This window comes from Phenylobacterium sp. (genome assembly GCF_030697925.1).
Classification (GTDB): Bacteria; Pseudomonadota; Alphaproteobacteria; order Caulobacterales; family Caulobacteraceae; genus Phenylobacterium.
Window position 1 is genome coordinate 1 of sequence record NZ_JAUYOJ010000082.1, and the last position, 9,073, is coordinate 9,073.

The 9,073-nt window shown below is 66.7% G+C and carries 8 protein-coding genes and 1 pseudogene; 6 read left to right on the top strand and 3 right to left on the bottom strand.

What is annotated here, in order from left to right; genetic code table 11:
- Window positions 1-458 precede the first annotated feature (458 nt).
- The 5 genes from phnC to Q8Q88_RS08070 all read left to right on the top strand — a co-directional run bounded on the left by phnC (window position 459) and on the right by Q8Q88_RS08070 (window position 5,603).
- Window positions 459-1,253, top strand: coding sequence for a phosphonate ABC transporter ATP-binding protein (gene phnC, locus Q8Q88_RS08050; RefSeq protein ID WP_305674680.1), 795 nt, complete (start codon window positions 459-461; stop codon window positions 1,251-1,253).
- Window positions 1,250-2,269 carry a phosphate/phosphite/phosphonate ABC transporter substrate-binding protein gene (phnD, locus tag Q8Q88_RS08055; protein WP_305674681.1) on the top strand — a complete coding sequence of 340 codons (1,020 nt, stop codon included), beginning with the start codon at window positions 1,250-1,252 and terminating at the stop codon, window positions 2,267-2,269. Before phnC ends, phnD begins: the two co-directional genes overlap by 4 nt.
- 9 nt (window positions 2,270-2,278) lie before the next feature.
- Window positions 2,279-3,088: a phosphonate ABC transporter, permease protein PhnE gene (gene phnE / locus Q8Q88_RS08060; RefSeq protein ID WP_371129831.1), complete on the top strand. Its 810-nt coding sequence runs from the start codon at window positions 2,279-2,281 to the stop codon at window positions 3,086-3,088.
- Window positions 3,089-3,275: 187 nt separating this feature from the next.
- Window positions 3,276-4,487: an OprO/OprP family phosphate-selective porin gene (locus Q8Q88_RS08065; protein ID WP_305674682.1), complete on the top strand. Its 1,212-nt coding sequence runs from the start codon at window positions 3,276-3,278 to the stop codon at window positions 4,485-4,487.
- 114 nt (window positions 4,488-4,601) lie between these two features.
- Window positions 4,602-5,603: a substrate-binding domain-containing protein gene (locus Q8Q88_RS08070; RefSeq protein WP_305674686.1), complete on the top strand. Its 1,002-nt coding sequence runs from the start codon at window positions 4,602-4,604 to the stop codon at window positions 5,601-5,603.
- Window positions 5,604-5,669: 66 nt separating this feature from the next.
- Here the strand turns inward: Q8Q88_RS08070 and Q8Q88_RS08075 are convergent, their stop codons facing one another.
- The 3 genes and pseudogenes from Q8Q88_RS08075 to Q8Q88_RS08085 all read right to left on the bottom strand — a co-directional run bounded on the left by Q8Q88_RS08075 (window position 5,670) and on the right by Q8Q88_RS08085 (window position 7,948).
- Entirely contained in the window at window positions 5,670-6,770 is a 1,101-nt protein-coding gene (locus Q8Q88_RS08075) for a glycosyltransferase family 1 protein (protein ID WP_305674687.1), read from the bottom strand.
- A gap of 111 nt (window positions 6,771-6,881) precedes the next feature.
- A pseudogene (locus Q8Q88_RS24735) lies at window positions 6,882-7,073 on the bottom strand (TetR/AcrR family transcriptional regulator); the annotation flags it as partial.
- Window positions 7,074-7,120: 47 nt separating this feature from the next.
- Window positions 7,121-7,948, bottom strand: a complete 828-nt coding sequence (locus tag Q8Q88_RS08085) for a UDP-2,3-diacylglucosamine diphosphatase (RefSeq protein ID WP_305674683.1) — start codon at window positions 7,946-7,948, stop codon at window positions 7,121-7,123.
- A 233-nt stretch (window positions 7,949-8,181) separates the two neighbouring features.
- Between Q8Q88_RS08085 and Q8Q88_RS08090 the strand changes: the two genes are divergently transcribed.
- Window positions 8,182-8,817, top strand: coding sequence for a TetR/AcrR family transcriptional regulator (locus Q8Q88_RS08090; RefSeq protein WP_305674684.1), 636 nt, complete (start codon window positions 8,182-8,184; stop codon window positions 8,815-8,817).
- Window positions 8,818-9,073 lie beyond the last annotated feature (256 nt).

Here is a 9,073-nt window from a genome sequence, read left to right on the forward strand (position 1 = left end):
CCAGGTCCAGGGGCGTATGGTACGTGTGCAATTCACGTAACCCCCATTGGCAGTTGAACCTAGCCGGCGTTAGCAGCGCTTTTCAGGACATCGGGTCCGCCGGAGCGGTGCGAAATAGGGGCGATGAACCTCGATGTAAAGAGGTTTGTTTTCGTGCGGCCAAATCGTCGCCAAACCCTGGGCCCGTCAGGGATTGCGCGGGGGATCGATTCCACCTTTTCCACAACCGTTTTCGCGTCATTGCGAGGGGGCTGAATTGGTCGGTCGGCCGCGCCGGCGAAAACAGCTTCCACCGTGTCCGAAACGCCACGGCGGGCGCTGGGCGACGTGCCGCGCGCTCGCGCGTTAACGCGCGCTGGACCACACGCCAGCGGCCATGTCATGAAGCCGTCGTAGAGGTCGGCGATCACATCCGTTCCGACACCTGCGTGCGCCGATCCGGGGAAGCCTCGCCATCCATGACTGACGCCGCGGTTCTGTCCGTGCGGAACGCCTCCAAGAGCTTCGGCTCTCGGCGCGCCCTGGATTCGGTTTCCCTCAAGGTGCGCAAGGGCGAGATGATCGCCCTGATCGGGCCATCGGGCTCTGGAAAGTCGACCCTGCTGCGCTCGATCAGCGGCCTGCAGACCATCGATCCCGGCGAGGGCCGCATCGACGCCTTCGGCCAGTCGGTCCAGGCCGACGGCAAGATCTCGTCGAAGGTGCGCGAGGCGCGCATCCGGATCGGCTTCATCTTCCAGCAGTTCAACCTGGTCGGCCGCCTGACTCTCTTCTCGAACGTGGCGCTGGGCTCGCTGGGGCGGATCCCGTTCTCGCGAGGCCTGTTCGGCGCCTGGCCGAAGGAGATCCAGACCGCGGCCATGGCGGCCATGGCCCGGGTGGGCGTGGCCGAGTACGCCGCTCAGCGCGCCAACACCCTGTCCGGCGGCCAGCAGCAGCGCGGCGCCATCGCTCGCGCCCTGGTCCAGAAGGCCAAGATCATCCTGGCCGACGAGCCGGTGGCCTCCCTCGATCCGGTCTCGGCCCGCAAGGTCATGGACATCCTGCGCGACCTGAACCGGGTCGACGGCCTGACCGTCGTGGTCACCCTGCACCAGGTCGACTACGCCCTGCGCTATTGCGACCGCGTGGTTGCGCTGAAGGCCGGCAAGATCGTCTATGACGGCGACGCCGACGGCCTCGACAAGACCCGGTTGATCGACATCTACGGCCCGGAATTCGAGGACGTCTTCTGGGAAGGAGCCCCAAAATGATCGACCGTCGCCTCCTCATCGCAAGCGGGCTCGCCGGCCTGGGGCTCTCGGCCTGCGGCAAGCCGGACGCGCCGGCGCCCGGCGCCGAGCCCAATGTGATCAACTTCTCCATCCTGGCGACCGAGAACTCCACCAGCATGGAGACCTTCTGGAAGCCCATCCTGGCCGACATGGAGAAGTCGATCGGCATCCCGGTGAAGCCGTTCTTCGCCTCCAACTACACCGCCCTGATCGAGGCCCTGCGTTTCAAGCAGGTGGACGCCGGGTGGTTTTCCAATCTCTCGGGCCTGGAAGCGGTGCGCCGCGCCAATGGCGAGGTCTTCGCGCGGACCTTCGATCCCTCGAACATCGACGGCTACAAGTCCGTGATCATCGTGCCCGCCAAGAGCAAGACCACGCTGGAAGACGTGCTTCGGTGCGACAAGAGCCTGACCTTCGGGATCGGCGACGCCAAGTCGACCTCCGGCACGCTGGCGCCGATGACCTATCTGTTCGCACCGAACAACATCGACCCGGCCAAGTGCTTCAAGCAGGTCAAGACCGCCAACCACCAGGCCAACCTGTTCTCTGTGGCCAAGGGCGTGCTGGACGTGGCGACCAACAACTCCACCGCCATCCGCCTGCAGGAGGAGCGGGGCACCGGCGTCGCCGAACAGGTCAGGGTGATCTGGGAAAGCCCCAAGCTGCCGGAGGACCCGATCATCTGGCGCAGTGACCTGGACCCGGCGGTAAAGGAGAAGCTGCGGCAGTTCTTCCTGACCTATGCGCAAGGGGAGGGTCCTGAGCCTGAACGCCAGCGCAAGCTGCTGAACGCGCTCTCCATCGGCGGCTTCAAGCCGGCCGACGCCACCCACCTGTTGCCGGTCCAGGAGATGGAGGCGACCGAGGCCCTGCTCGAGGCCCGCAACAAGGGCGACAAGGTGAAGACCGAGCAGGCCCAGAAGGCGCTGGACGCCATCCGGGCCGAACGCGCCGCGCTCGAGGCCAGGACCGGCCAACCCGCGGCCGCGCAGTAGGATCGCCCCGTGACCGTCACCGCGACCGCGCCCGACCTCCTGAAGCCGCCGGTGCGCCCGCTGGGCCAGCGGGTGTTCGACCTGGTGTTGTGGGGCGGCATCGCGGCCATGCTGGTGGTCGGCTTCGGCCCGGTCGAGATGGAGAAGCTGCCGCTGTTGTTCAAGAATTCGGACAACATGCGCCAGTTCGGCCATGAGTTCATGCGACCCGACTGGAGCGACTGGCGGCTGCTGGTCGTGCAGATGTGGGTAACGATCCAGATCGCGCTCTGGGGCACGACGATCGCGGTGGTCCTGGCCGTGCCCCTCGGCCTCCTCGGCGCGCGGAATGTCACGCCAGCCTATATCCAGATGCCGATCCGGCGGGTCATGGACGCGCTGCGCTCGATCCCTGACCTGGTGATCGGAACCATGTTCATCGTCGCCGTGGGCCTAGGCCCCTTCGCCGGGGTCATGGCGCTGGCGCTCAACACCGGCGGGGTGCTGGGCAAGCTGTTCTCGGAAGCGGTCGAGTCCATCGACAAGGGGCCGGTCGAAGGCGTTCGCGCCACAGGCGCCGCGCCCCTGCAGGAGATCGTCTGGGGGGTCATTCCGCAGGTGGCTCCGCTCTGGACCTCCTACGCCCTGTATCGCTTCGAATCCAACAGCCGGTCGGCCACGGTGCTGGGCCTGATCGGCGCGGGCGGTATCGGCCAGATCCTGTTCGACAGCCTGAACAGCTTTTCCTACAGCCGGGTGGCGGCGATCTCGATCGTCATCGTGGTGGCGGTCAGCATCATCGACCTGCTGTCCCAGACCATCCGCTCACGCCTGCTCTAGGCGCGGCGCCGACCGTTCCGGCATTTGTCCTGCCGCCGCCGCGGCTCGACTGTCATAAATCCGTATCCGGAGCGTCACGGTTGCGACGTGTAACCGTCATCCAAACTTGGCGGAACTGTCACGGGACCTCGTTAAGCCGCCCCTAGCCTGAAGAGGCCACGGGGATAGCTCTACAAGGATCCTAATAATGAAAATCGAAACCGCGCTCTGCGCCGGGGCGGCGCTTGGCGTGCTGCTGCTGGGCGCCACCGCCGCGCAGGCCCAAGACACCAAGACCGCCTGGAAGGGTGCGCCGCAATTCCAGAACGACACCCTCACCTTCAAGGTCCGCGGTCGGGTCTACAACGACTACGTCTATCAAGACGTCGACCGCCAGACGGGGGCCGACTTCGAGGCCAGCAACACGCGCCTGCGCACCGCCCGCCTCGGCGTCGAAGGCACGTGGAACGCCAACTGGGCCTACAAGGCCGAGATCAACTTCACGCGCGGCGGCTCGGAGTGGGAGGACCTGATCCTCGAATACAAGCCGACCGACTCGATCTCGATCATGGCCGGCAACTTCAAGACCGTGTCGCTCGAGAACATCACCTCCTCGCGCTACATCACCTTCATGGAGCGCGGTCCGTACAATGACGTGCTCGGCATCGGCCGCGTGATGAACGTCCAGGTCAAGGCCAACGGCCCCAACTGGACCGTCGCCGGCGCCGTCTCGGGCGACAGCCTCAATTCCGCCGACGTGGCGGCCGGCGGCGCCACCGGCTCCAAGGAGACGTTCGGCTTCAACGGCCGCGCCACCTTCGCGCCGATCATGACCGACAGCGACCAGGTGCACCTCGGCGTCTGGGCCCGTCGGCGCAACCGCGAGGACCAGGGCAACTTCAGTTACGGCGCGCGCAACAACACCAACTACGGCGCGCAGTACGTGACCTCGGGCGCCATCGGCGTCAAGGACACCATGATCGGCCTCGAAGGCGCCTGGGTGCACGGACCGTTCTCGGTGCAAGGCGAATGGGCCAACATCGACATCCAGCGTCCCGCCAATCTCGATGCCGACGCGCGCGCCTGGTACCTCTACGGCAGTTGGTTCGTCACCGGCGAGACCCGCCGCTACGAGGCCAACAAGGGCGAGTTCAACCGCATCAAGATCCTCGATCCCATGACCAGCGGCGGGATGGGGGCTGTCGAACTCGGCGTCCGCTACGACAGCGTCGACCTCACCGACATCACCGGTGTGGCCACCGCGGGCGAGTACTCGGCCTGGACCCTCGGCGCCAACTGGTACCCGCACCCCTACGTCCGCTTCATGGCCAACTACTCGGTCTCGGAGAACGACAACGCGGCTGTGGGCGCGGATGTCGACGCCAAGACCCTGCAGTTCCGCGCTCAGTTCGATTTTTAAGACCCCTCCGCGGGGCGGTCCCTGGGATCGCCCCGCTCCCTCTTCGAAGAGAGACATCCCGTGAAAAAGCTTCTGGCTAAGAAAGCGCTTCTCGCCTGCGCCGCGGCCACCGCGATGCTGGGCGCCAGCGCCCCGGCTTTCGCCGCGCGCGACTACGTCTGGGCCGCCGGTTCCTCGACCGTCTTCCCGTTCACCACCCGCGTGGCCGAGAACTTCGCCCGCAAGACCGGCAACAAGGCCCCCAAGGTCGAGAGCCTGGGCACCGGCGGCGGCATCAAGCTGTTCTGCTCGGGGATGGGCGACGCCTATCCCGACATCGCCAACGCCTCGCGCCCGATGAAGAAGTCGGAATTCGACGCCTGCGCCGCCAAGGGCGTGAAGGACATCGTCGCGATCAAGATCGGCTTCGACGGCATCGTCGTGGCGGTGGACAAGGACGGCGCCGACTACAACTTCAAGCGCGAGCACCTCTATCTGGGTCTCGCCGCCACCGTGCTTCGCGGCGGCAAGTTCATCCCCAACCCCTACACCACCTGGGACGAGATCGGCGCCGGCCTGCCCGGCAACCGCATCCTCGTCTACGGCCCGCCGCCGACCTCGGGCACCCGCGACGCCTGGATCGAACTGGCCATCGAGGAAGGCGCCCGCAAATATCCGACCGCCGACGAACTGCGCTCGAACAACGAGAAGAAGTTCAAGCAGCTGGTCGATCCGATGCGCAAGGATCACTGGGTCGACGCCGGCGAGAATGACAACGCCATCGTCCAGACCCTGACTAAGACGCCGGGCGCTCTGGGCGTGTTCGGCTACTCGTTCCTGGAAGAGAACGGCGACAAGGTGAAGGGCATGCCGATCAACGGCATCCGTCCGACCCCCGGCACGATCTCCGACGGCTCCTACCCGTTGTCCCGCTCGCTCTACATCTACGTGAAGAAGGCGAACATCGGCGTGACCAAGGGTCTGCAGGAGTTCGTCACCGAGTACGTGTCCGATGCGGCCACCGGCCGTGGCGGCTACCTCTCGCAACGCGGCCTGATCCCGCTGCCCGCCGGCCAGCACGCCGGTCAGCAGGGCGTCGCCCAGAAGCTGACGGTCATGGCGCGTCCGGCCAGCTAAGACCGACCGCTCGAGGAGAGCTGGAAGCGCCGCGGCCCTCGGGTCGCGGCGTTTTCTGTTTTGGGCCTATGCCGTCGCCTCGACGCGGCGCCGGCGGACGCGGGTCAGGCGGCGCAGGCGTCGCCAGAAGCGGGTCTTCTCCGGCTCCGGATAGGGCTGGAGGTTCTTCACGAAATCCTCGGCGCAGGCCTTCCAGGAGAAGCCTTCCGCAAAGCCGCGCACCGTGGCCTTGTCGAGCTTGAGCGCCTCGAGACAGGCCTCGCGCAGCCCCTCGGTGGCGCTGTGGGCCAGGACGCCCGCGCCCGAGCCCGGCAGGATGTCGATGGGGCCCGGCGCGGGATAGGCGGCTACGGGCACGCCGGCGGCCATGGCCTCCAGGATCACCAGGCCGAAGGTGTCGGTGAGCGAGGGGAAGACGAACACGTCGGCGCAGGCGAAGTGGGCGGCCAGCGCCGCGCCGAACTTGGCGCCGGTGAACACCGCCTCGGGATAGCGCTCGATCAGCTCCTCGCGCTGCGGGCCGTCGCCGACCACCACCTTGGTTCCGGGCAGGTCGAGGCCCAGGAATGCCTCGATATTCTTCTCCACCGCCACACGGCCCACCGACAGGAAGATCGGCCGGGGCAGGCCTTCGAAGATGTCGGGTTCGTCCGGGCGCCTGGGATGGAACATCTCGGTGTCCACCCCGCGCGACCAGACCGAGATATTGCCGAAGCCGTGGCGCTCCAGCTCGTCCTTCATGGTGGGCGTGGTGACCATCATCCGGCCCGACGGCTTGTGGAACCACTTCATGTAGGCGTAGCCGGCCGCCAGTGGCAAAGGCAGCCGGGCCGAGACATATTCCGGGAACCGGGTGTGGTAGCTGGTGGTGAAGGGCAGCTTCCATTCCACGCAGATGCGCCGGGCGGCCAGGCCCAGCGGACCCTCCGTGGCGATGTGGATGGCCTCGGGCTCAAAGGCCTTGAAGCGTTCCTGCACCGGCTCGTGGGCGGCGATGGCCACCTTGATCTCCGGATAGGTCGGCAGCGGGAAGGTCTTGAACTGGTCGGGGCTGATCACCTCGACCGAATGGCCCAGGGCCTTCAGCTCGGCGATCACCCGCGACAGGGTCTGCACCACACCGTTGACCTGCGGCGCCCAGGCGTCGGTGACCAGCAGGATGCGCATGGGCTTCTGGCCGTCGACCCGCGGGGCGGTGATCGCCTCGCGGATGCGCGTCGCCGGGCGGGTGGTGGTCAGGGCCTGGCTCTGCAGCCACGCCCAGAAGGCGCCCAGCAGGGCCTCCTTGGTGGGGAAATGGCGGTAGACCGTGCGCTCGCCCACCTCGGCCTCGGCGGCGATCTCGGCGAAGCTGAGATCCTCCAGCGGTCCGGATTCCAGCTTGCGGGCCACCGCATGCATGATCTGGTCCTGGGTCGCCTGCGTCTGGCGATCGCGCAGGTTCGATGTGTAGCGTGTCGGCGGGATCATGACAGCCGCACTGTCATCAAAACAGCTGGACTGTCAATGAAGCCGGTTCAGGCCGCGGCGGGCTCCGCCAGGGGCTCCAGGAAGGGCTCGGGCCGGCGGCCCTTGTGGTCGATCGCCGACCAGGAGCGCAGCTTGGCCCACTCCAGGATCTCCAGCCGGCCATCGGAATGTTCGACCAGGGCCGAGCAGCTTTCCACCCAATCGCCGTCATTGATATAGGCGATGCCGTCGATGTCGCGCATCTCGGCCTTGTGGATGTGGCCGCAGATCACCCCGTCCACCCCGCGGCGGCGGGCCTCGTCGGCCACCGCGGCCTCGAAGTTCTCAACGAACTGCAGGGCGTTCTTGACCCGGGTCTTGAGGAAGGCCGAGAAGCTCCAATAGCCGAAGCCCAGCCGGCGACGGACGCGATTGAACAGGGTGTTGGCCGCGATCAGCACCCGGTAGGCGTAGTCGCCCACGAAGGCCAGCCACCGAGCGTGCTGCACCACCCCGTCGAACTCGTCGCCGTGCACCACCAGGAAGCGCTTTCCGTCGGCGGTCTCGTGGATGGCGTCGCGGGCCACGATCACCCCGCCGAAATGGACGCCGACGAAGTCGCGCACGCCCTCGTCGTGGTTGCCGGGGACATAGATGACCTTCACGCCCTTGCGGGCCATGCGCAGGATTTTCTGGACCACGTCGTTGTGCGCCTGGGGCCAGTGCCAGCCGGAGCGCAGCTTCCAGCCGTCGACGATGTCGCCGACCAGGTAGAGCGTCTCGCACTCGATATGGCGGATGAAGTCCAACAACAGCTCCGCCTGGCACCCCTTGGTGCCGAGATGGATGTCTGAAATGAACACGGTCCGATAACTGCGGACTCCCGGATCACCCATAGATGCCCCCCGGAGCCCAAGTGGGCTCCAATTTGAAGAGTTTGAGGGCGATGGCCGCCGAAACCGGCGTCCACTTTCGGCTATCGCCCTCAAGCATGCGGCCGATTGCCCATCCGCTAGGCTGATTGCGTGTCAGTCTCATGAAACCGACGTCGGCCCTTTTGTCGCCCCGCCTTTCAGCGTAAGGATTCCGCAAGGCCGACCCTCCCCAGGTCTTCCGCACACAAGGTCCTATGGACGCCCGAACCTATCCCACGAAGGAGACGCCGAAATCTCGGCGGACCCGAGCGCGCATCCTTGACGCCGCCATGCGGCTGTTCGCCGAGGTCGGCTACCACGCCGCGACCAATGCGATGATCGCCGACGCCGCGAACCTGACGCGCGGCGCGATGCTCTATCATTTCGCCAGCCGCGAGGAGCTGGTGGAGGCGGCCGTGACCTATATCGAGGTGGAGCGCGCCCGCCTGTTCGAGCAGGCGGCCTCGGCCCCTCCGGCCACCGGCGTGGACGCCGCCGAGCACGCCATCGACGCCTATTGGGCCCTGTTGCACGAGACGCCGTTCCTGGCCTTCGGCGAGCTGGAGTCCGCGGCGCGGACCGATCCGATGCTGCGCGTGCGTCTGGCCGGCGCCCAGAGCGCCTTCGACCACAATCAAGTCGGCGATCGGTTCCTGGCGCTCGCCTCGGCCGGCGAAGATCCCCGCTTCCAGACCAGTCGCGACCTCGGCCGCTTCCTGCTGGAGGGCCTGGCCAAGGGCGCCATGACCTATGACGAGGCGGCGCGCAAGGAGCGTCTGCTGACCGTGGTCAAGCGCGCGGTGCGGGTGCTCAACCGCAAGGGCGACGTCCAGGAACTCTGGCCGGAATAACGTCCTCTAATTGCTCCCCCGGTGGGGGAGCTGTCGGCCGACTGGCCGACTGAGGGGGACTTTGACTCTTGTGGGCTTGACCCCCCTCCGTCACGTCGCCGAAGAGGGCGACGATCCACCTTGTCTGTTGGAGCGGTGTTAGTCTGACGGTGTCTTCCGGGACGTCCGCCTGACGCGCCAACGCCAGGCGGACTGTCGGTGGAGGGACCGTCGCCACCTGAGCCTTTTGGGCTGTGGGGGAGCAGGGTCGCCGCCG